General features: G+C 56.5%; 22 protein-coding genes and 1 pseudogene. 8 read left to right on the plus strand and 15 right to left on the minus strand.

What is annotated here, in order from left to right:
• Nucleotides 1-44: 44 nt before the first annotated feature.
• Both ACYQ04_RS08780 and ACYQ04_RS08785 read right to left on the minus strand, forming a co-directional pair.
• Nucleotides 45-7,151: an LAGLIDADG family homing endonuclease gene (locus tag ACYQ04_RS08780; protein ID WP_460128888.1), complete on the minus strand. Its 7,107-nt coding sequence runs from the start codon at nt 7,149-7,151 to the stop codon at nt 45-47.
• Nucleotides 7,151-7,645, minus strand: coding sequence for a Gins 23 protein (locus ACYQ04_RS08785; RefSeq protein WP_042692650.1), 495 nt, complete (start codon nt 7,643-7,645; stop codon nt 7,151-7,153). Before ACYQ04_RS08785 ends, ACYQ04_RS08780 begins: the two co-directional genes overlap by 1 nt.
• 191 nt (nt 7,646-7,836) lie before the next feature.
• On the opposite strand from ACYQ04_RS08785, the gene ACYQ04_RS08790 reads away from it, so the two are divergent.
• Both ACYQ04_RS08790 and ACYQ04_RS08795 read left to right on the plus strand, forming a co-directional pair.
• Nucleotides 7,837-8,349 carry a metallophosphoesterase gene (locus ACYQ04_RS08790; protein ID WP_167914417.1) on the plus strand — a complete coding sequence of 171 codons (513 nt, stop codon included), beginning with the start codon at nt 7,837-7,839 and terminating at the stop codon, nt 8,347-8,349.
• 9 nt (nt 8,350-8,358) lie between these two features.
• Complete coding sequence (locus ACYQ04_RS08795; protein ID WP_460128891.1) at nt 8,359-9,180, plus strand: hypothetical protein; 822 nt, start codon at nt 8,359-8,361, stop codon at nt 9,178-9,180.
• On the opposite strand, the gene ACYQ04_RS08800 is transcribed toward ACYQ04_RS08795, so the two are convergent.
• Nucleotides 9,161-9,715: a hypothetical protein gene (locus ACYQ04_RS08800; protein WP_460128893.1), complete on the minus strand. Its 555-nt coding sequence runs from the start codon at nt 9,713-9,715 to the stop codon at nt 9,161-9,163. The genes ACYQ04_RS08795 and ACYQ04_RS08800 overlap by 20 nt on opposite strands.
• A gap of 87 nt (nt 9,716-9,802) precedes the next feature.
• Between ACYQ04_RS08800 and rtcA the strand changes: the two genes are divergently transcribed.
• Nucleotides 9,803-10,837 carry an RNA 3'-terminal phosphate cyclase gene (gene rtcA / locus ACYQ04_RS08805; RefSeq protein ID WP_460128896.1) on the plus strand — a complete coding sequence of 345 codons (1,035 nt, stop codon included), beginning with the start codon at nt 9,803-9,805 and terminating at the stop codon, nt 10,835-10,837.
• Nucleotides 10,838-10,883: 46 nt separating this feature from the next.
• Nucleotides 10,884-11,072, plus strand: a complete 189-nt coding sequence (locus ACYQ04_RS08810) for a hypothetical protein (RefSeq protein WP_460128898.1) — start codon at nt 10,884-10,886, stop codon at nt 11,070-11,072.
• A 74-nt stretch (nt 11,073-11,146) separates the two neighbouring features.
• Here the strand turns inward: ACYQ04_RS08810 and ACYQ04_RS08815 are convergent, their stop codons facing one another.
• From ACYQ04_RS08815 to ACYQ04_RS08840, 6 genes are read right to left on the minus strand one after another with little or no spacing between them, the layout of a single operon-like run.
• Nucleotides 11,147-11,992: a TatD family hydrolase gene (locus tag ACYQ04_RS08815; RefSeq protein ID WP_460128900.1), complete on the minus strand. Its 846-nt coding sequence runs from the start codon at nt 11,990-11,992 to the stop codon at nt 11,147-11,149.
• 9 nt (nt 11,993-12,001) lie between these two features.
• Nucleotides 12,002-12,316, minus strand: coding sequence for a tRNA-binding protein Pbp11 (gene pbp11 / locus ACYQ04_RS08820; protein WP_460128902.1), 315 nt, complete (start codon nt 12,314-12,316; stop codon nt 12,002-12,004).
• Between the two features lie 38 nt (nt 12,317-12,354).
• A complete protein-coding gene (gene shyA, locus ACYQ04_RS08825; RefSeq protein WP_460128905.1) occupies nt 12,355-13,599 on the minus strand; it encodes an NAD(P)-dependent hydrogenase/sulfhydrogenase 2 subunit alpha in 1,245 nt (414 codons plus the stop codon).
• Entirely contained in the window at nt 13,596-14,321 is a 726-nt protein-coding gene (gene shyD / locus ACYQ04_RS08830; RefSeq protein ID WP_460128907.1) for an NAD(P)-dependent hydrogenase/sulfhydrogenase 2 subunit delta, read from the minus strand. Before shyD ends, shyA begins: the two co-directional genes overlap by 4 nt.
• On the minus strand, nt 14,321-15,187 hold the full coding sequence (shyC, locus tag ACYQ04_RS08835) for an NAD(P)-dependent hydrogenase/sulfhydrogenase 2 subunit gamma (RefSeq protein WP_460128909.1): 867 nt from the start codon (nt 15,185-15,187) through the stop codon (nt 14,321-14,323). The genes shyD and shyC overlap by 1 nt, the downstream gene beginning before the upstream one ends.
• A complete protein-coding gene (locus ACYQ04_RS08840) occupies nt 15,184-16,188 on the minus strand; it encodes a 4Fe-4S dicluster domain-containing protein (RefSeq protein ID WP_460130108.1) in 1,005 nt (334 codons plus the stop codon). Before ACYQ04_RS08840 ends, shyC begins: the two co-directional genes overlap by 4 nt.
• A 157-nt stretch (nt 16,189-16,345) precedes the next feature.
• On the opposite strand from ACYQ04_RS08840, the gene nuoE reads away from it, so the two are divergent.
• The 3 genes from nuoE to ACYQ04_RS08855 are packed head-to-tail and all read left to right on the plus strand — an operon-like array spanning nt 16,346 to nt 20,142.
• Nucleotides 16,346-16,810: an NADH-quinone oxidoreductase subunit NuoE gene (nuoE, locus tag ACYQ04_RS08845; protein WP_460130109.1), complete on the plus strand. Its 465-nt coding sequence runs from the start codon at nt 16,346-16,348 to the stop codon at nt 16,808-16,810.
• Nucleotides 16,803-18,602, plus strand: coding sequence for an NADH-quinone oxidoreductase subunit NuoF (gene nuoF, locus ACYQ04_RS08850; RefSeq protein ID WP_460128911.1), 1,800 nt, complete (start codon nt 16,803-16,805; stop codon nt 18,600-18,602). The genes nuoE and nuoF overlap by 8 nt, the downstream gene beginning before the upstream one ends.
• Before the next feature lies 1 nt (nt 18,603).
• Nucleotides 18,604-20,142: an FAD-dependent oxidoreductase gene (locus ACYQ04_RS08855; protein ID WP_460128914.1), complete on the plus strand. Its 1,539-nt coding sequence runs from the start codon at nt 18,604-18,606 to the stop codon at nt 20,140-20,142.
• A 76-nt stretch (nt 20,143-20,218) separates the two neighbouring features.
• On the opposite strand, the gene ACYQ04_RS08860 is transcribed toward ACYQ04_RS08855, so the two are convergent.
• Nucleotides 20,219-20,350: a hypothetical protein gene (locus ACYQ04_RS08860; RefSeq protein ID WP_460128916.1), complete on the minus strand. Its 132-nt coding sequence runs from the start codon at nt 20,348-20,350 to the stop codon at nt 20,219-20,221.
• Here ACYQ04_RS08860 and ACYQ04_RS08865 point away from each other — a divergent pair.
• Nucleotides 20,349-21,452 carry a hypothetical protein gene (locus tag ACYQ04_RS08865; protein WP_460128918.1) on the plus strand — a complete coding sequence of 368 codons (1,104 nt, stop codon included), beginning with the start codon at nt 20,349-20,351 and terminating at the stop codon, nt 21,450-21,452. The two genes, ACYQ04_RS08860 and ACYQ04_RS08865, sit on opposite strands and share 2 nt — an antisense overlap.
• 2 nt (nt 21,453-21,454) lie before the next feature.
• Here the strand turns inward: ACYQ04_RS08865 and ACYQ04_RS08870 are convergent, their stop codons facing one another.
• The 5 genes and pseudogenes from ACYQ04_RS08870 to ACYQ04_RS08890 form a co-directional block, all read right to left on the minus strand.
• The gene (locus tag ACYQ04_RS08870) at nt 21,455-22,150 is read right to left on the minus strand and encodes a DUF257 family protein (protein WP_460128920.1); all 696 of its coding nucleotides are present in this window, start codon (nt 22,148-22,150) and stop codon (nt 21,455-21,457) included.
• Entirely contained in the window at nt 22,137-22,811 is a 675-nt protein-coding gene (locus tag ACYQ04_RS08875) for a DUF257 family protein (RefSeq protein ID WP_460128921.1), read from the minus strand. The genes ACYQ04_RS08870 and ACYQ04_RS08875 overlap by 14 nt, the downstream gene beginning before the upstream one ends.
• A gap of 385 nt (nt 22,812-23,196) precedes the next feature.
• A complete protein-coding gene (locus ACYQ04_RS08880; RefSeq protein ID WP_460130111.1) occupies nt 23,197-23,922 on the minus strand; it encodes an aminotransferase class V-fold PLP-dependent enzyme in 726 nt (241 codons plus the stop codon).
• The gene (locus ACYQ04_RS08885; RefSeq protein ID WP_460128923.1) at nt 23,834-24,226 is read right to left on the minus strand and encodes a hypothetical protein; all 393 of its coding nucleotides are present in this window, start codon (nt 24,224-24,226) and stop codon (nt 23,834-23,836) included. The genes ACYQ04_RS08880 and ACYQ04_RS08885 overlap by 89 nt, the downstream gene beginning before the upstream one ends.
• A gap of 46 nt (nt 24,227-24,272) precedes the next feature.
• Nucleotides 24,273-25,176, minus strand: a pseudogene (locus ACYQ04_RS08890) (asparagine synthetase A).
• Nucleotides 25,177-25,250 lie beyond the last annotated feature (74 nt).

Raw genomic sequence — 25,250 nt, forward strand, 5'->3', positions numbered from 1 at the left:
CTTCTCACCCCCTCATAGGTTTCCCCTTCGCTTTATAACCTTTGTTAGAGCACCCTGTAAAAGCCCGCCCTCGGCTCGTAGATTCTGCCGTCTGCCTTGAGCTCCTCGATGAGCTTCTCGACCTCGCGCTTACTACCAACCCCGGCCTGCTTCGCGGCCTCGATTACCTTCTCTGCCGGCGCTCCGTAGTCGCCTTCCCCTTCGAGGTTCTTGATTATATCGACCAGTTTCTCTATCTTGTTAAGCTTCTTGGAGCTCTTGCCTATCTCAAGGATTGAGACGTCTATGTTGCCCTCCTCGTCAACTGCTATCGTCCTCATCATAGCCTCGATGAGCTCTATCGCCGCTCTCGCATCTTCGCGCGTTACCGTCTCGCTCAGTCTCATCCTCGCGTGGGCCTCACTGAGACGTATGAGGGCCTCAAGCTGTCTCGCGGTTATCGGAATCGGCTGGACGCCCTCCTCGTCGCCCCTCTTCAGGCCCTTCCTCATCTTGACGTAGTAGCGCTTGATTTCCTCCATCGCTTCCCTGCTCAGGACCGGGTGGACGTTCTTCCTCGCGTAGGCTATGTACTTCTTGAGGAGGTCGTAGGGTATCTTCGGCGTAACAACCTCTGCCTCCCCCCTGCGAACCTTGAGTATGTGCTCGGCGATGCTCGCGTCGACCTTCTCGTCCGGCTCGTCGAGCAGGAGGAATATGAGGTCAAAACGGCTCAGCAGGGTCGGCGGAAGGTCGAGCTGTTCGGGGAGGGACTTGTGCCTGTTAAAGCGACCGAACTTCGGGTTGGCGGCGGCTATAACGGTCGTCCTCGCGTTGAGGGTGGCTGTAATGCCGGCCTTGGAGATGCTTATCGTGTTGTGGAGAACCAGCCCGTGGGAGACGAAGAGGTGGTACGGCTCAACGGTCACGTCGTAGACCCACTCCCAGCGGTCGTTGGGGATTTCCTCGACCTTCGTAACCCTGAGGAAGTTGATGTTGCCGTTCCAGTAGCTGAGGAAACTCTCAAGTTCTTTTTCGGCTTTCCTGATTGTGCCCTCGGCTAACGTTTTTATAGCCGAAATTGCCCAGCGGTCACCAAGTTCGGCGCGTTTCTTCAATTTATCGGCCGTAACCCCCGTGTAAGAGTATATCTTTGAGCGAGATAGCAAATCCACGGCCTTTGACGGGTCATTTTCGGAGAGAGTTCTTAACTCCTCAATCCTCGACAGGACCCTCTCCAGGTAGGGCCTAATGAAGCTCTCCCTGATTAGCGGAATGGCAAACCTCCTCCTTTCCGCGGGGAGCTGAACAACGCCAAGGATTCTGCCAGCTTTGGTTAAATGTCTAATCAGTGGGCGGGGAAAAGCCTTCTCTATCTCTTCCACAATGTACCCTCCACGAGTGCGCTTCACCCTCGCAACCCTTCCCTGAGAGTAGAGATAGTCCGCTTTGGCCTCGGCGTCTTTGGGGTCCCTGAAAAGCTCTCCCTCAACTGGGAGCAGTTCGATGGGATAGCGGGCAACCCCGAGGACGATGTCCCTCGGGTTGATTTCCTCCGCCGGCTTCTCCCTTATTTCGCCGTCCTCCCACACCATAATCGGGTGCTCTGGGGTTACGGTTATCTCCCTGCCGTTCGAGAACCTCAGCCGTATGAACTTATCCGGCGCTCTGTGCCTGCTCACGCGGTCCGCTTTAACCTTTACGATTTTCTTCCGCTCGAGGTCGTACGCGAGGAGCTCTATGTCATCAACGGGCAGTATCTCGGTGTCCCTGCCGAGTATCACCTTATCGCGGTTGGCCTCAATTAGGGAATTCACCAGCTCGCCTATCTTCACCTTCCTGCCGTCAGCGAGGAGAAGCTCAAAGTCGTGGTGGTAGCTCTGCTGTTCCAGCGCTTCGTGAATCGCGCTCCTGTCACGGTCACTCATCTTGTCGAACTCGTCAATGCAGTTGTGAACTATGATTCCCTCGGCCAGGAAGTTGTGCTCACCCGGCACGTAGAGGTCGTAAACGTAGCCCTCGTAGGGAACGCGCTCGATGGAGACTATTTCGTCAAGGAGATAATCCCTTGTGGCAAGAACTTCGAGCTTAATCTTGATTTCTGGACTCAGGACATCGCTAAGCCTCTCGATGAGTTTTCTGAGCTGAATCCTGCCGGGCTGATACTTGCCCTTGGCGTAAGAATAAACGGTACTCCAGAGTCCTCTCTCCTGCAGTACTTTGGCAGGAACGCTCTCGATGATGGCCCTAGCAATTTTCCTAACGGGTTCTGCCGGCACTTTGTCGCTCCTCGCCGAGACGAGATGCTTTTTGATGGGTATCTCCTTGACCTTAACGCTGTAATCCTTAACCGCGTTGAGGAGGTTTATGACGTCCTCCCTTCCAGTTACTCTAATCCTGTTCACGCCTTTCCCTGGAATCACACGGGCGTACACGTCAAACCTCCTGAGGAGCAGTGAGAAGGCCTTGTCTCTTTCCAAATCATTTGAGAGCAGGAATTCTATGTGAACCACGCTTCCCCTCTTGCTCTTCTTGACTGAGACACAGCCGTCCGAATCGAGAGCACCCGCGATAAACGCTTTCAGCGCCTCATCGTCCAGAGAGAATGCGTTTTTCAGGTTGTCTTCGGTGAGATACTCGTACAGGTAGGCGAGCAGTGGCGAGCTAACATGGAACGTTATCGCGTCGCTCTCTATTTTATTGCCAGCAAGCTCGCTCCTCGTGGTTCTCTCGTACTCTCTCAATGGTCCATCGTAGAAGCTCTCAAATGCCCTCCTGATGGCCCTAATCTGGTCTTTGTGAACCTTCGACTGCACGATGCGAACGTGAACCTTAGATCCGTTCCTCTTTATCCACCCGTCGCCGTAGAGGAATCCGAGGAAGTACGCAAGCTCCGGTGTTATGTAGGCCACTTTAAGGCGCTCCCTGCGGTAGTTCGGACCATAGGTTAGAGGCCTCTCACGCCACTTCTCGTAGAGTCCCAGCTCACGCAGTATCTCCCTGAACTTCCCGACGCGGATAGAACCCTTTCCAGAGAGGAAGTCCTTTGAAACGCCATACTCCCTGTTGAACTCCGCGAGGCTCTTGAATCTCCTGAGGATTTCTCGCTTCAGTTCGTTCTTTTCTTCGGGGGTTAGCTTAACCTTCCAGTCCGGGGGCAAAATATCGAGCAGATACACTCTTCTCCCCACTGATGGAAGCTTCAGCGGAGCAACCATCATATCGCCAACCTTAAACTTCTCCGCCTCCTTCCACTCAAGGGTCTGGCCGTCTATGAGAAGGTGGTCGGGAGTTAGGGTTACCTCGTTGCCCGAGCGGAACTTGAGCTTTAACAGCTCCCCCTTCCAGGGCTTCCTGCGGATTATCGTGGCCTTGGAAGTTTTCGTCCTCATGCTTCCGAGGTCGAGGGCAGTAACCTCCATCTCCTTCTCCTGAATGTCCACGATTTGGCCGTCGGAGAGCGCCTTGTATGACTTCTCAAGCTCGAAGAGGTCTTCGATTCTCTGGTATTTTCCATCTACAAGAACCCGTGAATCCGGGTGGAGGCAAGCGAACCCGCCATCTGCCAGCACGAGAACACCAGCTTCCAACACCCACGAGCCCGTGAACTCGTCCCTGACTGCGGCGGCCGTGTTGTGGACGACAAAACCATTGGCAATGAAGCTGTGAGAGCCCTCTACCGTTAGGTCGTAGACGTGGTCATACTGCGATTTTATCATTTCTACTTCCCTGACTTTCTCCCACAGGTAGTCCGAGGTAGCAAGTTCTTTTAACTTCTCAAGCTTTGCCTTGACGTTCTCTTCCCTTGCATAATGTTCACTGAGAAGCCAAGCAAGTTTGGAGTACAGAGATTTGTCTCTGCTTTCAAGAACCCTTGCCACCTTGACGAGAAGCCCAAACTTAAGCCTGCGCGGTCTCTTTCTGAGGAACAGCTCGTAGAATTCCTTGTAATCCATTCCCAGCTCCTCTGGTTTCAACGCTTTTCCAATCGCACTCCTGAGCTCTTCGGAAAGCCCAACGGGAGACTCCTCTAGTTTTGCCTTTGAAAGGTTCTCAACGACCCTGAGAAGGGCTTTCCTTGATATGGGTTTTCCTTTCTCCACGAGCGCTCCAAAGTTCGAGCCGTAGACTTTCTCGACGCTTAGGCCGTAGAACGTTCTAATCTCCTTTATCAGCTTTCCAACACCAGGCACAACGTCTACGTTGGTGTCGTACTTCTGCCCCTGCATTCTCTCCATGAGAGCCTCCAGCTTCCTCGCCTTCTCCGGGTGTTCAAAGCTAATCTCAGTCGCGAACTTCAGAACGTTCTCGCCGTAGATTTTAAGCTCCCACCTGTCGTGCCTTGACGTTATCTCCCTGTTCCCAAACTTTGAGGTGTACCCTGCCCGCTTTCTCCTCCTGAGGTGCGCCACTATTCCAAACCTGAGCAAGGCGAGCTGGAGCTTCTTGGCGAGTCCCTCACTGACAGTGTCGAACTCAACGTATGAAGAGCCGTTTTCCCGTATAACCACCGTGCCGTCGCAGTCAAACAGCCCTCTGATGTACGAGGCAAGGACGCTCTTTGGGGAAGTGAAGAGTTCGTTCGAAATATCGAGCTTGCTGGACTTCGGAGACTGAGGAACGCCCAGTTTCTCAAGCAGATGTGCCACAACCTTTGAGTGGAAACGAAGCGATGGAACTCCATCTTTAACCTGCTCCGCAGCTTCAATTCCGAAGAGTTCCTTTGCAAGCCCTTCAAACCTGCGTCTCAGTTCGGGGTTCTTGTTTGAGAACCTTATCGCCACACCCCAGCCAGCCTTTGAGACACTACCATCGCCCGCTACCAGTCCGGCAAAGTAGGCCAGCCTCTCGTCAAGGTACTTGGGGAGCTTAAGCTTCGTTCCCGCCTGAATTGAAACGGCCTCTGCCTCTATCCTTTCCCAGCCCCAGCCGGCCAGCTCAACGAGCCTGCGGAGGTGTTTCATTCTTATGTTGCCCCTTGCCTTAGGATTCGTCCAGTTGTAGTAGAGGGTGCTCTCACTTACCCCGAGCATCTTCGCAAGCTCTCTCTTGCTTATTCCAAGCTTTTTGGTGACTTCTTCAATGAGTTCTTTGACCTGCCCCTTGATTCCGTACACAACGAGGTCATCGAGGTCGTTGAGAAGCTCCAAGAGGGGAACTTTTTTCTCCTCGACTGTCAGCCTTCTCAGGGTTGCAACGTAATCTTTCTTGGTAAGATTCCTCGCCTCAACCCACTTCGGTTCACCGTCCTGAATCGTCAAAAGTCTCGTCTCGGGGGTTAGTGTCAGCTCTTTGCCGGTGATTGTTTTGATTTTCACAAGCTCCTTGGGCGCTTTGAGTCTCCAGACCCTGCTCAGCGGAGCGGTCTTTACCTTGCCACCTTCTGCGGATAGGCTCTCACCAAGATAGGGGGAATAATCGATGCCGTCGGAGTACCTAATTGAGCCAACGTCTCTTATCCAGCTCTCAGTGAGCGAACCGATTTGGTGAATCCCTGAATCCGAAAACACGAGTGAATCCGGAGCAACGCAGAGACCGGCCGCCGAACTGCTCTTACCGCTCGTATAAATCGCCCTTGGGGCTAAGTTGGCCACGTAGCGGAGGAGCTGGCTGTTGTGGACAAAGATGTCGTTGGCTATGAAGTTGTGGTGCTCCGGAATCTGGAGGTCGTAGACCCACTCGTGCTCGGGTTTGTACTCTTCAATTTCGACAACCCTGTCCCAGAAGATGTCAGACTCTTCGAGGAGCTTCCGCAGGCTTTCGTCTTCCGTTTCAGGAACCACTTTCGGCTCGGTGTCGCGCTTTGGCGTTGCGATAAAGTCCCCAACCCTCAGCTCCCCGGCTTTCCTCGTCCTGAACTGGCCGTTTTCGAAGGTGAAGAACGGGTGAGTTGGGGTAACGCGAATCTCCCTTCCGCTCGCGGTCTTTATCCTGAACATCTTTTCCGGAGCAGTTCTCTTCCAGGCGATGTTCGCCTTAACTCTCCTGACCTTCAGCGTTTTCGCGTCGAGGGCGTAGAGTTCGAGGTCAATCGGCGCGTAGAAGCCATCGTCAACCCTTCCGAGGTTTCCTTCGGCTTTTGCCTTCTCGATGGCCTCGTCAACTATCTCACCAATCTCCTTCAGGCTTCCATCGGCTAGGAGAACCTTCGTGTGGTAATCAACGCACTTAGCAACACCCGGGTCACCAACCAGCAAAACGTGGCTTTCTCCCCTTAACTTCGTTCCATCAGGCAAAACCCTCTGCACACCGCCGAAGAGGGCCAAAGCAATTCCCTTCTTGACTATCCTGTGGCCCCAGATGGCCGGAGCTATCGAGTCCACTATCGCGTCAACGATATCCTTCCTCTTCGCCAGCTCGCGAATCTTCTGCTCGTCCTCCGGCGAAATCTCAAGTTCTTCAATCTCCTTGCTGAGCTGTTCGATGTGGTTGACCTCCAGAACCTTCTTAAAAATCGGCCTCTTGTCCCTCTGCTCGAGGATGACGCGCAGGATTCCGGTCACGAGAACACGGTCGCCGGGCAGAGCTGTGTCGACGAGGTCGTCGAGCAGAATCGCGTCGACGAAGCGGGGCATCTGGCCACCTTTGAGGCTCTCGGGCCTGTCCTGAAGGCGGAAGCTCTGGAAGTTGATGAACCTACTTTTTTCCACGTCGAGTTCGACGTTTCTTGAACCACAGGCGTCGCACTTGGCCGGCTTGACGAGGTTCTCGTAGGGCCTCTGGAGGCGAATCATCTCGTTTCCGCAGTCCTTGCAGACAAAAACCGCCCTCTGGACGAAGGGTTTGACCTCGCTGACGCGCGTGATGATTCCCTCGACCTGAATCAGCCTGTTTATGTGCTCGCTCCCCAGTTCCTTGACGAGTATCGTGTGAGGGAGGTTGTAAAAGCGCGCGTGAACCTTCAAATCCCTTTCAACGAGGAGCGGGGGCTCGCGGAGGATAATCTGAATCGCGTCCTCACAGCTCGCTATCGCCTCTTCCGGGTTGTTGAGGAGCTCCTCAGCCAGCTCGGGGTCGAAGGAGTTGAGGTGCGCCCAGTCTATGGCCAAGGAGCGCTTCGGCGTTACCGTAAGGAGGTCCTTGAGGCGGTTTATGTAGACCTCGTTGCCGTCGTCGTCAACGTACTCGCGGAGGAACTTTGCGAAGCGCGAAATCATTTCCTCCCTGTCCATCAGGCATCACCGAGCCACTCGTTCCTTATCTTGGACATCTGGAGGTAGAGCCGTCTCTCCTCCGGCGAGAGGCGCGAGAGCAGTTCAAGGCTGTTGGGCCTCAGCATGACCGCTTTGAGGATTTTGTTGAAGCGTATCATCTTCAGGTCACGGAGCTTCTTCTTGAGGTTGGCAAGCTTCGTCAGCTTGACGTTTATCGTCTCGACGCTCTCGCCCGGATTGAGGCGGACGTAGTTTTCGAGGTAATACAGGTAGAACTCGGCCCTCTCGTAGAGCCCGGCCGGGAGTGCCGTTAACGGCTCGCTTTCTCTCTCGCCGGCGATGGCCTTGTCTATCTCGCCGATTACCTTGTCAGTTTCGTCCACAATCTCAACCACTCCCGCTTCCCAGAGTTCCCTCGCCTTCCAGTCCTCGATTAGGACGATGTCGCCCTGATTCCAGTCAGAGAAGGGCTTTAACACCTTTACAGCGATGAGCGCCCTGCCGGTGAACATACCACCACCTTGAACGACCTAAGGTCTTCGGCTAATAAACCTTGTCGGAACAGCTTAGAACGGTGTTGCGCGGAGTTATGCCAGTTCGATTTCCACTCGAATGCATTCATGAGCACAGATGAGCAGGAGGACGCTTTTGGCCTCGATAACCCTTTAAACCTGAACGAGCAGTCCCGTTAAGGTGAGTAGTAATGCTGATTGGAATAATGAGCGACACCCACGATAACCTTCCGGCAATTAGGAAGGCCGTCGAGTTCTTCAACGAGAGGAACGTTGACCTCGTAATCCACGCGGGTGACTACATCGCCCCCTTCGTCGCACGGGAGCTCGGAAAGCTCAAGGCCCCGCTGAGGGGCGTCTTCGGCAACAACGACGGCGAGAGGAGTGGATTGAGGAAGGCGTTAGGGATAGAGGACGAGCTCATCGAGGTCGAGGCGGACGGAATGAAGATAGCGGTGACGCACGGGACGAACGAGGTCCTCGTTAAGGCTCTGGCCTACAGCAAGCTCTACGACGTGGTTATAGTCGGCCACACCCACCGCTACGAGATTAGAGAGGTGGGCAGGACGATACTCGTCAACCCCGGCGAGGTCTGCGGTTATTTAACCGGCGTCAAGAGCGTTGCTTTACTCGACACGAGGAAGAGGGTTGTGGAGATTTTCAACATCGAGACCGGCGAGCTGTTGGGGGCTATGAGCGTATGAGGTGAGCCGATGGACATACTGACGCCGGCCGAGAGGAGGGACGCGGTGGTCTTCATCGGCGTTGATAGGGCTGGAAACGTCGAGTTCGTGAAGGTATACGCCGTCAGCGAGGAAAAAGCCAAGGAAACGCTGGAGGAGTTCTTCAACGCCAAGGGACTCTTCCCCACCGATTACAGGCTCGTGAGCCGTGGTCTGGAAAACGTTTCCGGAAAGAAGGCCATAACGACGAGGAGCGAGGAGGAGCTCAGTTCTTCCCTCGCGAGGCTCGGCCTTAAGTTACTCTCCAACGGAATCCTGACCCTCGAGGACATCGAAGAGGTCTACCAGATAACCCTCGTCAGCGAGGTCCTCTACGAAAGGGTCACCTCGGAAAGGCGGGAAAAAGAGGAAAAAACCCTTGGCTGGCGGGAAGTTCTCTCGCTCGGCGTCGATACGCTCGTCGAGAACCTGAGGGGAGTTGATTTGTCCGAGCTCGTTCCGGCGAACGCGCTAATCCTTCACGAGCCGAGCGTTGAGACCGTTGCGGAGCTCCTGAACGGGGAGCGGGACGGGCCGATAATCGTCGAGACGAAGGACGCGGGCAGGTATCGGAACCTCGATTTCTCAGCCTTCGTGAGGATTCCTCCCCTGAGCAGAGAGGAGTTCGCCGTCGAGCTCTCGGCGAGGCTCGGCTTCAACGTTCCGGTGAGCTTGATTTCCCTCCCCGAGAACAGGCTAAACCTGCGCAACGTCGAAAAACTGGCCAAACTCGTCGAGGCCCTCGTGAGGAAAGGGTTTGAGAGGGAAGAAGCTCTGAAAATCGCAGTCGAGCTCAACTCTTCAGGGCCCTGAAGTAGGCCTTAACAGCCTCCCTGAAGGCGGGATTGAGCTTTCCAAGGACAGCATTAACTCTTTCACGCTTCTTTCGCTCGCCCGCGAGATAGCTGAGGAGGAGGCACTCGTCAACTGAAAGGTTAGAGACTTCCTGGGGCTCTTCTCCCGCCAGAATCCGCTCCAGGAGGGGCCTCAGCTTCTCGCTCCGCCTCTCAAACTCAAGCCAGTCCACGTTGAGCCTGCCCCTTATGGAAATTTCACTGGCCTTCTCAAGGTACGGCCGGATTTTCTCTCCAAGCGGAGAAGACAGAACCCTCGCGATGAACTCCTCAACGTACGCCACCTCGTCGCCGAGCCTCTTCCGGTCAACGAGGTCGAGGCTCTCGAAGAGCGCCCTGGCGGTCAGATAGCACTTAACCGCGAAGGGGAGCTCCGGAAGGATTAGGTGCACCCCGTCAATCTCGACCCTCTCACCGGGTTTTCTCTTCAGCGTCTCGAGGAGGGTTCCGAGGGGGTAACTCAGGCTCTTCACGCAGAACTCAAGCTCGTCCATACTCTCACCATGTTACCTTATTCGGCCCACCTAAAAGCCTTTCGTCAGGTTTTTAGGCTTCGCGGGAAATTCCCCCACGGTGGGAGAATGGAGTGGGTCGAGATAGACGGCTCGTACGGCGAGGGAGGGGGCCAGATACTCAGAACGGCCGTTGCCCTGTCGGTAATCACAGGAAAACCTGTGAGGATTCATAGAATAAGGGCAAACCGTCCGAACCCCGGACTAAGACCCCAGCACCTGCACGGTATTCTCGCTTTGAAGGAGCTGAGCAACGCGAGGGTTAAAGGGGCAAAAGTCGGCTCTACGGTTCTTGAGTTCGTCCCCGGAAGGGCCGAGCCGAAACACATCAAAGTCCCGATAAAAACGGCCGGGAGCATAACGCTCGTCCTCCAGGCGTTATTGCCAGCGATGGCCTTCGTGAGGGGAAGCTTCGAGGTAACCGGCGGAACCGACGTGCCCTGGAGCCCGCCTGTGGACTACCTGAGGAACATTACGCTCTTCGCGCTCGAAAAGATGGGGCTGAGGGCAGAAATTGAGCTCAAGAGGAGGGGCCACTATCCAAAGGGCGGTGGGCTCGTCCTCGGAAGGGTCGAGCGGTGGGAGGAGAGAAAGCCCCTCGTTGCCCTCGAGTGGCGTAAGATAGAGCGCTTCGCGGGAATAAGCCACGCGACGAATTTGCCGGCCCACGTCGCGGAGAGACAGGCGAAGTCGGCGGAGGAGAAGCTGAGGAGCCTCTACAGCGTCCCGGTCGAGATTGAAAGGGAGGTCTCGCGCTCCCTCGGGCCGGGAAGCGGAATAGTCGTCTGGGCCGAGACGGACTCGCTTAGGTTAGCTGGGGACGCCCTCGGAAAGCGCGGAAAGCCGGCAGAGGTGGTCGGCAGGGAGGCCGCTGAAGAACTGATTGAGCAACTGACGCCAAGGAAGGCCGTTGACAGGTTCCTCGGCGACCAGCTGATACCGTTCCTGGCCTTCGCGGGCGGAGAGATAGGCGTTGCAGAAATCACGAACCACCTCGTCACCAATGTCTGGGTCGTGGAGCGGTTTTTGGGCAAAACCTTCGAGGTCGAGGGAGAAATCGGAGAGCCGGGGGTTGTGAGGGTGGTGAGGAAGGCGGAGGTCTGACGAAGGGGTTAAATAGGTCCCAGTTCTTAGTAAAGATGGTGGGAGAATGGAAGGTGTCGAGTACATTTACGACGAGCATGGGCGGATTAAAGGTGTGATAATACCGCCAGAACTTTGGGAGAAAGTTAAGGGCGAGTTCTTCGACCCGTCGAAATACAGGGGTATTTATAAGGACAGGAAGAACCTTGAGAAGAGCCTCAGGGAGCTGAGGGAGGAATGGGAGAGGGATTTTTGATTGACACTAACATTCTCATCTGAAAAGGTAGATAAAAAGGGGTGACCTTCTGCCTCGCAGACATCCCCTAAGCTTTACCCCTCCATCTCCACCCCGTAGACCTTCTCAGGGTTCTCGACGTGGATTTTATAGACGTCCTCCTCCGTAAACAGGCCGTTCTGGAGGAAGGCCTTCGTTCTCCTGGGAACTGTTTTCGGGCCGAGAACCGCTCCGGGTCTCCTCTTGTCGTCTATGTAGTCGGTCTCCATCATGAAGCGGTTGCCCTGCTTTATTGCCTCTTCTATGTTCCTCCTGCTCGCTATTATGCTCGGAAAGACACCGACCTCTTCAGCAACCTTCACCAGCGGCGGCGAGAAGTGCTTGACAACGCGGTAGGGCTTTATGCCGACTTCCCTCACGTATCTTCCAAGCTCTCGGAACTTCTCCTCGTCGAAGCTCTCGGTGTGGAGCTGAACCGCGCAGTCGGCATCTTTGGCGAGGCTCATGCCGTACTTCATCAGCTCTATGCTGGCGTTCCAGACTTCCTCGCTCACCTCGTAGTGCGGCCTTCCTATCTCGCCTATCGCAACGGCCTTGCCCTCAAGGCACAGCTTTTGCGCGTATTCCAGGGCCTTCATGACCTCGTTTCTCGCGTATTCAAGGCCCTTCTGCTCGGCCAGATAGACGAACTCCGCCGGGTGGACGCCGACGACGGCGAAGGCTTTAACTGGCGTCTCGCGGTTTATCCTCTCGACCAGCTCAACATGGAAGTCCATGGCCTTTATGAAGTCCTCAGCCTTGAGGCCCGGGAAGCCGTAGTCGTGGGCCGTCTTGTATACCACCATCAGGTGCGTCCCGCCCGCTCTGTGGAACTGCTTAACCGCCTCGAGGAATAGACCCTTGAAGGGGTCAACGTGGAAATGATTGTCGAGGATTATCATGCTCCCACCTCACGACTGGTAGATTTCGAGGACGTCGCCTTTTTTAGCGTTTGTCTTCCCCTCAAGGATGAGCGCGACCCTGTCGCCGTCAACTGCGAAGTCAACTCTCTTTCGCTCCCTCTGGATTTCCCGGATTAGGGCGATGTTCCTTCCCTTGACCTTGTAGCCGGGGTAGATTATCCCCTCAACGGTTCCAATCAGCGTTTCCCTGCCGAGGACGTTAAGGACCTGTTCCACCCTGAACTTCGCGACCGGTTTCCTCGACGCTATGAACTCTCCGGATTCACCTTCCCTCGACCTTCTCAGAAAGTCGAACAGACCCATGCTCCCACCGAAGGGAGTGGGAAAGAAAGGAGAAAAGCTTATCCCCTGACGAAGTGCACCGAGCAGGAGATGCATGGGTCGAAGGCACGGACGGTTTCCTCGAGCCTTCTGAGGAGCTCATCCTCCGGCGCGTTCCCGTAGAGGTTTCTCGCCTCCCACAGGAGGGCGCCCTCCATCATGGCGTGGTTGAAGGCCGTGGGCGTTATTATGTTGGAGTGCTCGATTTTTCCGCCGGCTATTCTGTAGTGGTGCACGAGAACTCCCCTCGGGGCTTCTACATAACCTATCCCCTCCCCGTCCCCGGCCTCGACCGGAACGTTCTCGGGCTCAAAGCCTTTGTCGAGAAGGGTTTTCGCTATTTCCCCCGCCCGTTCGAGGGCGTAAACCAGTTCTATCGCCTGGGCGAGGTTGTTGTAGCTCACCCATCCGGCTTCAAGCCTCTCCCGGTTCTCCTCGAAGAGTCTCTTAGCTGTGGGGGTCAGCGATTCAGCCTTGAGCAGGAGCCTCGCCAGCGAGCCGACGAGGAAGGGCTTTCCGTTGTAGAGGCTCTGCTTCGCGAAGCTGTAGACAGGGGGGCGCTCCTCGATGCGCTCGAAGTACTGGAAGTTCCGCTCGACGTTCGAGATGAGCGAGTCGCCGGTGAGGTAGCCGTCGGTGGCGACGAACAGCTCCGCTTTTCCGCCGTACTCCCCGATTCCCGAGAAGAGCCTCACCGCGCGCTTCGCCACCGTGAGGAGTGCCTTCGCCTCCCGTTCTATCGCCTCAAGCTCTTCCCGCCCCGGCCACCTTCCGAAGCCACCGGGTTTAACGTTTATGCCGTGGATTTCCCTCCCGCCGATGAGGTCCCTAATCCTGTTCCCGAAGGCCTTGAGCGCTATGCCCTCCTTAACGAGCTCGCCGTGCTTCGTCGCGAGCCTTATCGCGTCGGGATAGCCGAAGAGGTCTGGCGCGACGAGAAGGTATAGGTGAAGAGAGTGGCTCTCGATGAGCTCCCCTATGAGGCCGAGCTCCCTTAGGAGCCTCGTCTTCTCCGGAACCTCAACGCCGAGGGCCCGCTCTATGGCCAGAACGGAAGCGACGCTGTGAGAGAGGTAGCAGATGGCGCATATCCTTGCCTCGAGGTCGGGAACATCCCAGAAGTCCCTTCCGAGGGTGAGGAGCTCAAAGAACCTCGGCCCCTCGACGATTTTGACCCTGACGTCCTTGACCTCGTTTTCCTCGATGACTATCTCGGCTTTCCCGTTCCCCTCGACGCGGGTGAACTCCCTCGTCTCGATTATCATTGCCCCCACCTCGCGAAGGTCTTGAACTTCCTCATGATGTACTCCTCGTCGTAGCCGAGGCCCTTGAGAACTTCGAACTCTCCAGCCAGGTTCACCTCACCGGGCAAGGGTCCGCGACAGCCGATACAACCGAGTCCGGAGCGCGGGCAGGCAGCGTTGCAGCCTCCGAGCGTTATCGGGCCGAGGCATGGGAGACCCTTCTTGACCAGAACGCACTCGTACTCGTTCAGCTTGCACTCGAGGCAGACTGGATAATCAGGCCTCACCGGCTCGATGCCCTTCGCTATGTCAATAAGCGCCTGGAAGAGCTCGTTCTTGTCGTAGGGACAGCCGGGTATGGCGAGGTCGACGGTAACGTACTCGACGATGGGCTTTGGGTCGAGCGCCCTCATAGGGTTTCCCTCGTCGCCGTAAACGGCCTTCAGCTTCTCCTTGAGCGGAAGCTCGACGCTCGCCTGAAGGCAACCGTGGGTGGCGCAGGTTCCGAGGGCTATGAGGTAGTCGGAGCGGTTTCTGGCCTCTCTAAGAACCTCAAGGTCGCGGTGGCTTGAGACCGTTCCAGTAACGAGGCCAACGTCGAAGTGCTTCCCCTCGAGACTGGTCGCCATGTGGAACTCCTCTATCTCGTAGAACTCAAGAACGTCGAAAAGCCTCTCGTAGAGGAACAGGAAGTTGAGGGCACAACCACCGCAGTCGGTAAGCTCAAACACGCCGAGCTTCATCATATCAACCCCCTCGTCGAGAGGGCGTCCCAGTAGGTGAAAACCGGGCCATCCTGGCAGATGTACTTCATCGAGACGCTCGTTCCAACGACGCAATGGCCACACTTGCCGACTCCACAGCGCATGCGCCTCTCGAGGGTCATGTAGATTCTCCCCGGCGAGAGCTTCCTGTTGAGGAGCTCCCTTATGACGAAGCGGTACATGATTGGCGGACCGCAGATTAGGGCGTAGGAGTTCTCGACGTCGAAGTTCTCGCCCCTGAAGAGGTCGGTAACCACTCCCCTGCAGACCCTGTCGGAAAAGCCCTGCTCCAGGTAGATGCACGAGGGACTCTCGATTTCGTAGGCGAGCTTGACGGTGCAGTTCATCGCACTCCCGTGCTTGAGGAGGTGAAGAACCTCGTCGCGGAAGAGTATATCCTCGTAGGCCTTCGTGCCGTAGAAGAGCCAGACGTGCTCGTACTTGCCGGTGTCGAGGGCGTACCAGAGAACCGAGCGCAGGGGCGCCATTCCAAGGCCGCCGGCCACGAGGATTAGGTTCGAGCCCTCCATGTCCTCCATCGGGAAGCCGTTGCCGTACGGCCCGCGGATTCCAACGACCGAGCCTTCCTTCATTCCGTGTATGAACTTCGTCATCCTGCCGGCCTTTCTTATGCAGAGCTGGATTGGACTCCTCGTTGGGGACGAGCAGAGGCTTATAGGGAACTCACCGAAGCCGGGAACGTCCACTATGACGAACTGTCCCGGCCGGAAGGTGAACTCCTCGTTGAGCTCCTCGTCGAGGAAGCGGAGTGTAAAGAGCGTCTCCCTCGGGGTCAGGTCCTTAACCTCAAGGATTCTCGCCGGATGGCTCTCGTAGGGATTCATTCCAGCGACCCCCTTATCTCGTCGAGAACCTTAACGTGCTCTATGCCAGCGGGACAGAACTCGTCGCACCGGCCGCAGCCGACGCAGTTGAAGCCGGCCGAGGGGTCGAAGTAGCTCTTGCAGTAGTAGCGGTGCCTGAAGCGGTCCAAGCGCGTTGGCCTGAAGTTATGACCGCCCGCGACGAGGCCGTGGCTCTCCATGAAGCAGGAATCGTAGCGCCTCTCACGAACGGCCCTGTAGGCATCGACCCAGCGGTCGCAGACCTCGTAGCAACGGCACGTCGGACAGACGAGGTTGCAGTTCCCGCAGGCGAGGCACTTCTCGGCGTACTCCTTCCAGACCGGGCTGTTGTAGGCCAAATCGAGCGTGTCTGCGAGACCCTCCGAGCGTAGCTCCCTCTTGAACGCTTCAGCGCGCCTCTCCTCGAAGGCCTTGAAGTTGGCTATGTCCTCGTCGCTCACCTCGTCGAATAGCCTCGCGTTCTCCCAGACCACCTCGTGTCCCCTCACACTCCCTATCCTGACGAGCCATCCATCGGGAAGCTCGTGGAGGAAAAGGTCGAAGCCGTCCATCGCGAAGTGCGTTCCGAGGCTCTTGCAGAAGCACAGCTCGTCGGGGAGACAGCTTATGCCGACGATGAAAGCGCTCTTCCTTCTTTCTGCGTAGTAGGGGTCAACCGGCTCGGAGAGGTAAACCCTGTCGAGGATTTTGAGGGCGTGAACGTCGCATGAATGGACGCCGAAGAGCACGAAGGGCTTTCCGTCCCCTTCCTTTCGCCACCAGCCGTCCTCGAGGCTGAAGAGCCTCTCCCTCGGCCTGACGAAGAACTTCTTGGGAGGGAGCATCGTTCTGGTGTATTTCAGGTCCATCTGACCGGCTTCCTCGACCCTTCGGAAGTGGTGGGTCTTCCCCTCTTTAACCGGCCCGTAGATTTGGCCTATCCCCTTCAGGGAATTGAAGAAGTCCTCAAAGTTCCCGGAGGGTAGCTTTACATATCTCAACTCGACCACGCCCCTATCGGGCTATAATTTTAAGTTTGTAAAGATTCCCTTAAGGATTTTTCAAACCGGAGGTTGGGAACCTTTTGTTACAAACTTGTGCTTCAATGCACATTTATAAGCACGGCAAACCAACTATCGCCCATAAGTGGTGGTGCTCATGGAGGCGGAAGTCGATTACCTGACCTCGTATCCCCCCGAGCCGAGCTCGCTAATCCCCCTTCTCCAGCGGACTCAGGAGCGCTTCGGCTACCTTCCAAGGGAAGTCCTTGAGAGAATCGCCGACTACCTCGGAATTCCCCTGAGCAGGGTCTACGGCGTTGCAACATTCTACGCGCAGTTCAGGTTCGAGCCCCTCGGAAAGTACGTCGTCAAAATCTGCCACGGAACGGCCTGCCACGTGAACGGGGCGGTAACCATTGCCCAGGCGATAACGGAGGAGCTCGGCATAGAGGAGGGCCAGACGACGGAGGACGGGCTGATAACCCTCGAAAGGGTGGCCTGCCTCGGCTGCTGCAGTTTGGCACCGGTGGTCATGATAAACGACAAGGTGTTCGGCAAGCTCACGCCGGACGGGGTTAGGAAGCTCATGAAGAAGCTCAAGGAGGGGAAGCTCGATGTCTGAGATAAAGGCCATAGCGGTCGGCATGAACTCCTGCGGGATTGCCGCAGGCGCGAGAGAAACCTACGAGGCGATAAAGGCCGAGCTTGAGAGGAGAAACCTCGACGTGAAGCTCAAGATAGTCGGTTGCGTTGGCATGTGCTACCGCGAGCCCCTCGTTGACATAATCACCGAGGACGAGATTATCACCTACGGCCACGTTGACCCGAAGAAGGTTCCGAGGATTATAGATGAGCACGTGGTAAACGGGAAGCCGGTCGAGGAGTGGATAGTCAAGCGCGACTGGTGGGAGAACGGCGAGAGGAAGACGTGGGACGTTGACAACTATTTCTCCAAGCAGGTGAAGATAGTCCTTGAAAATTCCGGCTACATAGACCCCGAGAACATAGACGAGTACATAGCCGTCGGTGGTTATGAAGCCCTCAAAAAGGCCCTCAGGATGGAGCCGGAGGAAATCATAGATATCATTATGAAATCCGGGCTTCGCGGGAGGGGCGGTGCGGGCTTCCCGACCGGCCTGAAGTGGAAGTTCACGAGGGAAGCGGAGGGCGACGAGAAGTACATCATCTGCAACGCCGACGAGGGCGACCCCGGAGCGTTTATGGACAGGAACGTCCTTGAGGGCGACCCCCACCGCGTTATAGAGGGCATGATAATAGGGGCCTATGCGATTGGAGCTACGAAGGGCTTCATCTACGTTCGCGCTGAGTATCCACTGGCCATAAGGAGGCTGAGGATAGCGCTGAAGCAGGCTAAGGAGAGGGGCTTTCTGCGGGAAAACATCCTCGGAAGCGGTTTCTCCTTCGACATCGAGATTAAGGAAGGCGCTGGAGCGTTCGTTTGCGGTGAGGAAACCGCTTTGATAGCCTCGATAGAGGGCAAACGCGGGATGCCGAGGCCGAGGCCACCGTATCCGGCCCAGAAGGGCCTCTTCGGAAAGCCGACCAACATAAACAACGTCGAAACGTGGGCGAACGTGCCGTGGATAATAAGGCACGGCTGGAAGGCCTTTGCCTCGCTCGGAACCGAGAAGAGCAAAGGAACGAAAGTCTTCGCGCTGTCGGGCAAGATAAAGCACGGCGGAAACGTCGAGGTGCCGATGGGAACGACGCTGAGGGAGATACTCTACGAGATAGGCGGTGGAACGAAGACAGGGAAGAGGATTAAAGCAGTTCAGCTCGGCGGACCTTCTGGCGGTTGCATTCCGGAGTACCTCTTCGACACGCCGGTAGATTATGAAAGCGTGAACGCGACCGGCGCGATAATGGGGAGCGGCGGAATGGTCGTCATGGACGAGGACACCTGTATGGTTGATGTCGCCAAGTTCTTCCTTGACTTCACCGTCAAGGAGTCCTGCGGTAAGTGCACCTTCTGCAGGGTCGGGACGAAGAGGATGTTCGAAATCCTCGAGCGGTTCACCGAGGGAAAAGCCACCGAGGAGGACCTTGAGAGGCTCGAGAAGCTCGCCCACCAAGTCAAGGCAGGTTCACTCTGCGGTCTCGGGCAGACGGCACCGAACCCCGTCTTAACGACGCTCCGCTACTTCAGGGACGAATACCTCGCCCATATCGAGGGGAAGTGCCCGGCCAAGGTCTGCAAGCCCCTCATAAGGTACGTCATAATCCCAGAGAAGTGCACGGGCTGCACCGCCTGCGCAATCTTCTGCCCGGCCAACGCGATAACCGGCGAGAAGCTCAAACCCCACGAGATTGACCAATCTGCCTGCATCAAGTGCGGAACCTGCTACGAGGTGTGCCGGTTCAACGCGATAGAAATCGTTACCGGGGGTGAGTGAGATGGTCAGGCTCATCGTTGACGGAAAGGAAGTTGACGCTCCGGCGGATAAGCCCCTCATAGAGTTCCTGCGCGAGATTGGCCACGTTCCCGGCTTCTGCTACACCGAAGAGCTCGAACCCTACGGCTCGTGCAGGCTCTGCCTCGTCGAGACCGAGAGGGGAGTAACGACAGCCTGTACGCTGAAGCCCAGGGAGGGCCTCAAAGTCGAGACCCTGAGCGATAGGGTCATCGAGATGAGGAAGACTGCCCTCGAGCTTCTCCTTTCGAGCCACTACGGTGACTGCATCGGCCCGTGCCAGGACGCCTGTCCGGCTCACGCGGACATACAGGGCTACCTCGCGCTGATAGCGATGGGCAAGTACCACGAGGCCGTCAAGCTGATGAAAGAAAAGTACATCCTGCCTGCCGTTCTCGGAAGGGTCTGCCCGGCCTTCTGTGAGGAGGCCTGCCGGAGGAACCTCGTCGATGAGCCGGTCGGCATAAGGCTCGCGAAGCGCTTCGCCGCCGATTACGACCTCGAGAACGGCCCATGGATGCTCGAGATACCGCCGTCGACCGGGAAGCGCGTTGCCGTCGTCGGAGGAGGGCCTGCAGGACTGGCGTGCGCCTACTACCTGAGGCTGAAGGGCCACGAGGTTACAATCTTCGAGGCGATGCCCGAACTCGGCGGAATGACCCGCTACGGCATTCCGGAGTACAGGCTTCCGAGGGACGTCTTAGACAAGGACATAGCGACCGTGATAAACACGGGCATCGAGGTGAGAACCAACACCGCCCTCGGCAGGGACGTTTCCCTTGAGGAGCTGCGCGAGAAGTACGACGCCGTTTTCCTGGCAGTTGGAGCTTGGAAGAGCAGGAAGATGGGGATTCCCGGAGAGGATTTGGAGGGAGTGATGCACGGCATAGAGTTCCTGAGGAAGGTGAACACGGGCGAGGAAGTGAAACTTGGCGAGCGCGTTATAGTGGTCGGCGGTGGGAACACGGCGATGGACGTCGCGAGGACTGCTCTAAGGCTCGGCGCGAAGGTCACCGTCGTCTACCGCCGTTCAAAGGCCGAGATGCCCGCCAACGAGCGCGAAGTGGAAGAAGCAATCGAGGAAGGCGTTGAGTTCCTCTTCCTGGCCAACCCGGTGAGGATTATCGGCGACGGCAGGGTCGAGGAGGTGGAACTCGTCAGGATGCGCCTCGGCGAGCCGGATTCAAGCGGAAGGAGAAGGCCTGTGCCAGTTGAAGGCTCGGAATTCAGGGTTAAGGCCGACAACGTGATTCTGGCTATCGGCCAGTACTGCGATGAGGAGTTCCTGAAGAGCCTTGGGATAGAGGCGAGGCGCGGAAGGGCCGTTGTTGACGAGATTACACTTCAGACCAACGTTCCCGGCGTCTTCGCGGGCGGAGACCTCGTTCTCGGGCCGTCAACAGTAATAGAGAGCATAGCAACCGGGAGAAGGGGCGCACTGATGATAGACCTCTACCTCAGGGGCAGGCTTGAGAAGGCCAGAGAAGTCCTCGCAAACCCGAGAAGCACATCAGAGAGCTGACCGAGGATAGAGAGCTCTACGAACTCCTGCTCGACCTGAGACCCTACAACCACTGGAGGGACGTTACGGAGGAGGACTACCGCGAGACGCCGAGGAGGCCGAGGGTCAGGCCGAAGCTCCTCGACCCGGAGGAGAGGGCGAAGGGCTTCGAGGAGGTCGAGAAAACGCTGAGCGAGGGCGAAGCGAGGAGCGAGGCTTCGCGGTGCATGAGCTGTGGTTGCCTGGCTGTCTTCGACTGCAAGCTGAGGGAGTACGCGACGCTGTACGGCGTAAAGCCCGAACTCGGAAGGGGCGAAAAGCGCTTTGAGATTGACGAGAGCCACCCGAGGATTACGCTCGACCCCAACAAGTGCGTCCTCTGTGGCCTCTGCGTTCGCTTCACCCACGAGATTGCCGAAGAGGGCGTGATAGACTACCTATTCAGGGGCTACGACACGAGGATTGGGCCACCGCTCGGCGACACCATAGCCGACGTTGAAGGGAAGTTCATCGGCGAGCTGGCCGACGTCTGTCCCGTCGGCGTGATAGTGGAGAGGCCACCGCTCACGAAGCCCGGCCCGTGGAAGACCGAGAAAATCAAAACCGTCTGCAACGGCTGTTCCCTCGCCTGCGAGATGGCCGTCGAAACCTACGCCGGGCTTCTCGTGAGGGCTTCGAGCGTCGAGGACTCGTGGAACAGGTACCTCTGCGACGTCTGTCGCTTCGAGAGGCCCTGGGAGAAGACCCTCAGCGGACCGCTCCTCAACGGAAAGCCGGTAAGCTGGGAAGAGGCGAAGAAGTTCATCGAGAGCGAAAGCTATGCCCTTGTTCTAACGCCCGGCCTGACCAACGAGGAGATAGAAGCCCTCAAGGCCTTCGCCGAGCGTAAGGGCGTTCCGATAGGCTCGACCGTGAGCGGAAGCCCATCGACGGCGACCCTCGACGACGTCAGGAAAGCCAGGCGCGTCCTGCTCAGGGCAGACCCCGAGAAGTTCCCGCTCCTCAAGATACTACTGAGGGGCAAGGAAATCGTTGAGGAGAACTACGAGCTGGCCGTAACTGAGGACGGAGAAGTCTTGAACGTCCCGGCGCTGATACTCAGGAAGGGAGCGAACGCTGAGGGTCTGATAAGGGCCGGTGTAACTGGAATACCGAAGGCAGAACGCTACGTGGTCGTTTCGAACGAACCCGTTGAGCTGTCCGGCGAGACCCTCGTTATTCCTGCAGGCAGGTGGGCCGAGAAGGGCGGAACGGTCACCAACGCCCTCGGAATGGAGCTGAAAATGGAGAGGGTGATGGAAGGCTACTCGCCGCTGGGGCTTTTTTCCTGACTTTATAACCATGTCGCTATGTCGGCGGGTTGTAGAAGGACCTCATTCCTCCCTTCGAGGAAAGTGAATACGGACTTCCTGAAACGAAGGCGGAGCATATCGCCGTGGTCGTGGATAGCTACGACCGAGGTGGCCACGGTCTCAAGGAGGGGCAATGGGTTCGTCGGAAAGCTCTCGATAACGTTTCCGTCTATTATGTGGAATACCATTCTCGACTCGTTGCCGAGGAGCTCGCGCAGGTGATTTGCCACAACATGAACGTCCTTGACGTCCTTTAAGAACCCAAAGAGACGCTCAAAGCCGACGACCACATGAACGTACCTGTCATCACCCATGGCCCTTGAGATGGCCCTCTCCTTCTTGCCAAGGTAGAGCGCCGGGTCGGCCTCAAACTGCACCTTCTCGACAACATGTCCGTACTCTTCCGCACCCCCTATTTTCACGACGCCAACGCCATCGATTGGAAAGTCGATACCCATGAACTCCAAGTGCTTCATATACCCTGGAAATGCGTCAAACACGTCCTCAACGAGAACTGGTAGGCCTTTTCCAAGGGCGTACTTCACGACGAAATACAGGGACAACTCGGCGCCAATCGATGAGTAGTTCTCAATCAGTGTTATGTCTCCAAACCGGACCTTATCCATCGTAGCGATAAGGCTCTCAAGCGTTACCTTTCCCAGGTTAGGTCCCTCCACCGAAGACACCCCCAACGTCAATCGTGAACTCCCTGCCAATGAGTTCAAAGGAAGGGCTCTTAACTATCGAGGCGAGCACGCCGGTGGAATAGCTCTGCAACACCCAAACGCTCGTGGCAAGGCGTTTCATCTCCGGCATTATGTAAGGGGGTAGTGCTCCAACGAGCCCCCTGTGAACGAGGTAAATGGCTTTCCTCCGCCTATCACCCACGTAGCGCTGAAGGCCGAGAAGGAAGCGGTAGAAGTCTCGGACGTCCCTGACAAAATAGAGGAGATTCTCAACGCCGAGTGTCAGGTTTACTGCAGGCTTTTCAAGAGTTCCGAACTCGTTCGTGAAGACCTTCTCGTAGTTCCTCAGTAGAACCCTCGGGTCCGGATGGAAATCAACCTTCCTAACGGTTCCTCCAACCAACCTCCTTCCCCCGGTTTTAAAAACAACCGCATGGTCGAGGTCAACGTCGAGACCGAGTATGTTGCAGTGCTCAAGAATCGTGTAAAGGCTGTCAAAGTTGTCGTCTATCACAAAGGGCATTCCCTCCCCCTTAGTATAATCCGCCAGCAACTTTAAGGCAAACTCAGGTACGTAAGAGGTCGTGTACTCAACCAACACGGTTTCACCGGGTGCAATAAGGTTCATCAGTTCCGATACGGTGACCCTCATCACAACCCCCTATGAATTCTGTAATGAAGAAGGTAAAATACTTTTCTGCATTCCAAGGGGAGATTCAATGAACCCTGAAACTCTCATGGCTGGTGCGTGTTTAAATTGAAAAACAAACGTTAATGCTTTTGACAGGAAAGTGCAATCCCCAGACCGGCGTAAACTGGCTCCAGAAATGAAAGGACGAACAAAAGGAAACGTTAAAACGCATAAGGGGCCGGAGTTTTATCGCATCTCAATGGCCCGAGAGAGCGCCTCGAGGAACAGCTCCACGTCCTCCCTCTCGTTGTAGAGGTGCGGGGAAACCCTTATCCCGTAGTGGCCAAGAACTCCCCTGTGGCTGACGGAAATTCCCTCGGCAACGAGCCTCTGGTAGAGCTCCTCTTCAGTGTTGTAGTTCTAGCCCGGTCTTTATCGTCACTATCGATGAGTCCGCTGAAAAGACGTCGAGGCCAAGGGCCCTAACCTCGTTGACGACAATCTTTGCGAGCTTGGTGTTGTGGCGCTCTATTCTATCAATGCCCAGCCCGTTAATCAGCCTGAGCGACGCGAGAAGTGCAGAGGCTATTAGATAGGGCGGCCCTCCGCCGAAGTCGAGCTTTCTGATTCCTTTCGCGGGCCTCAGCTCTCCCCAGGGGTCCTTCTCCGGCAGACCCCACCAGCTGCCCCAGTCTCCAGTTGGCGGTTCGTTGTTGAGGAGCCCAGATATCGGCTTGGCCTCCTCAAGGAGTTCGTCAGAGGCGTAAATTAGCCCAGCCCCGGTGTCAGGGCTGATGAGCCACTTCTCCGAGCCGGCTGAAAGGGCATCTACACCTTCCTTCTCCGGAAAGAGCCTCAGCGAGCCGAGGTGCTGAACGGCATCAACTATCAGCCACGCACCGTGCTCGTGGGCGATTCTTGAAAGTTCGCTCAGGTCAATCCGCTCGCCGATGACCCAGTTCACGGAGCTGAGAACGACCGCGAAGGTGTTATCGTCTATGGCCTTCTCGATATCTTCAAGGCTGTGGAGGCCGTTCCTGTTCTCAACGACGCGGAGCTCGAGGCCGAATCGTCTCGCGTAGCTCTTGAGCAGTGCCGGAATCGTGGGGAACTCGGTGTCGAGGGAAACTATGTTCTGCCCCCCTCTTAGGCTCGAGGGCCAGCAGGATTCTCCTCAGCCCCTCGGTGGTTTGAATCGAGAGGCCGACGTTCTCGGGCCTCACCTTCATGAGCCTGCCCGCTTCCCTCTGGAGGGGCTTTAGAACAACTTCGTCCATGTAGGCAACGGAATTCACTTCCCCGTTGAACTCTATCACGTCGCTCAGGAGCTTCGTCGCCTCGAGAAGGGCCGTCGAGGGCATAAGTCCAGTGCTCGCGGTGTTGATGTAGGCCTTAAATTTCTCAAGGGCCGGAAAGAGGTTCCGCATCATGGGCATCGCCGGAGGGATAATATGAAAAGAGCTTAAATCAATTTCGAAGTGTTCAGATAACAGCCGGAACGCCCGGAATCCTCGGGAAGGGCTGGACTTCGGCTATGTGCTTAGCTCCAACGATGTAGCGGATTAGCCTCTCGATTCCTATTCCAGCCCCGGCGCTCGGACGCAGGAGACCGGCCTTGGCCACCTCAAGGTAGGGCCTGAAGGCTTCTTCGCTCAGACCGGCCGAGCGTATCTTGACCAGTATCTTCTCGTACTCCCACTCCCTCTCTCCACCGCTCGAGACCTCACCGTAGCCCCCCGGGAGGTAGAGGTCGTAGTTCCTCCAGATTCCGTCAACTTCCCTGTCGTAGAACTCCCTCGGGGATTCCAGTTATCCAGAATGGCTCCTCAAGGGCTCTGCTTGCCTCTTCCTCACTCCCGAACTCCTCGCGGATTTCCTCGATGGTGAACCGTTTGAAGGGTCTCTTGGGCTTTGGAAGCGCCCTCTCGAAGGACTCCCAGACTACTGGTCTCAACTCGCGGAAGAGTCCAACTATCAGCTCCTCGATTAGGCCCATAACGTCGTCCATGCTCGCGCCGGCAATCTCTATGTCGAGCTGGGTGAACTCGTAGGCGTGCCTTCCATCGTCCGCCTCTTTACCTTCAAGCCTTATGTTGGGCGAGAGGACGAAGAGCTTATCTATTCCCATCGCAACGGCCATCTGCTTGTGGAGTATCATGCTGTGCGTCAGCCTGAGCCTTTCCCCATAGACCTCGACCTCAGGTGGCCTTAATGCCTCTTCGGCGGCGGGGTCCGGCCAGAGGGGGTCGGTTATCGAGCTGAGCACTATCGGGAGCAGCCAGCGAAAGCCTTTCTTGGACAGCTCGCCCGTGAGGTAAGCTACTGCCCTCGTCTGAACCTCGGCAATTGGGTCAATTTTTCTGCTTACAATTTGGAGAGCGTTCATATCAATCACCCAGTTTTCGTCAGAGTGCCTTCGGGTTTATTGCCTTTGTGCAGAAATTTTGGGATGAAAGTCAA

The sequence above is a fragment of the Thermococcus prieurii genome, assembly GCF_054657655.1.